A 908-nucleotide genomic window follows, 5' to 3' on the forward strand; every position below is an offset into this window, starting at 1 on the left:
GTTCAGGCCAACCCGAGCGAGCGGGCGACACTCAAGGAAGCCGAGGCGACCTTGAGCCGACTGCGCGCCCTCCAGACCGAGGCCGCCGACACGGAAGCGGCGCTCGCCGAGACCGAGCCGGGCCTTTCCATCGCCGAACGGCTCGAGCGCGAAGGTTTCGGCGCCAGCACCCGCCCGAGCGGCGGCGCCGTCCTCGACCGCCTCCGGCGCAAGGTCGAGGCGCGCGCTGCATGAAGGTTGGTGTGACGCGGACTCGATGAGTCTGGGCAGGTCATGGGAGCATCAAGACATGGGGAACACCATTCTCCCACCCGCCACCTCATCCTGAGGCGCCGGAGCGCAGCGGAGGCCTCGAAGGAGCCCTCCAGCAAGCTCGCTCTAACTGAAGGCCTCCTTCGAGGCTGCTTCGCAGCACCTCAGGATGAGGTCGAGGTGAGGAATAACCTTCAGAACCACCAAATCCATGGCGATCGACCTTCAAAAACATCGCCGATGACTTGAACAGAACTCACGCAACCCAACTCTCTCACATCGAGGATTACGACCATGAACAACGAGACCACTCAGCATTCCGGCGCCTGGGTCACCTTCACCTACGCGTCCTTCATCGGCTCGGCGGCGATGGTCGGCCTCGGCATCCTCTTCATGCCCATGGATATCTGGATCAAGGGCTACCTCGCCATGGGCACGATCATGCTGGTCCAGTCCTGCATCACCGCCACCAAGACCATCCGCGACGTCCATGAGGGCCGCCGCATGGTCAACCGGATCGAGGACGCCAAGACCGAGCGGCTGCTGATGTCGGTGGGCAAAGATTGAGCGTACCTCGATTGACGATGGACGGGAGGGATGGGACATCCCTCCCCCATGACGATGTCCGACACGACCCCGCCACCGCCCCCGGCCGC

At 64.0% G+C, this 908-nt stretch carries 1 protein-coding gene and 1 pseudogene; both read left to right on the top strand.

The genetic code is table 11. The features are described 5' to 3' along the window. A pseudogene (locus tag FV220_RS25095) lies at positions 1-234 on the top strand (PspA/IM30 family protein); the annotation flags it as partial. Between the two features lie 312 nt (positions 235-546). Then, on the top strand, positions 547-819 hold the full coding sequence (locus FV220_RS25100) for a YiaA/YiaB family inner membrane protein (protein WP_018042308.1): 273 nt from the start codon (positions 547-549) through the stop codon (positions 817-819). The last annotated feature ends 89 nt before the right edge of the window (positions 820-908 follow it).

Source organism: Methylobacterium sp. WL19, assembly GCF_008040005.1.
In the GTDB taxonomy this organism is placed as follows: Bacteria; Pseudomonadota; Alphaproteobacteria; order Rhizobiales; family Beijerinckiaceae; genus Methylobacterium; species Methylobacterium bullatum.

Excerpts from the sequence above, each read along its gene's own strand:
- FV220_RS25100 (WP_018042308.1), top strand. The coding sequence starts at position 547 with ATGAACAACGAGACCACTCAGCATTCCGGCGCCTGGGTCACCTTCACC.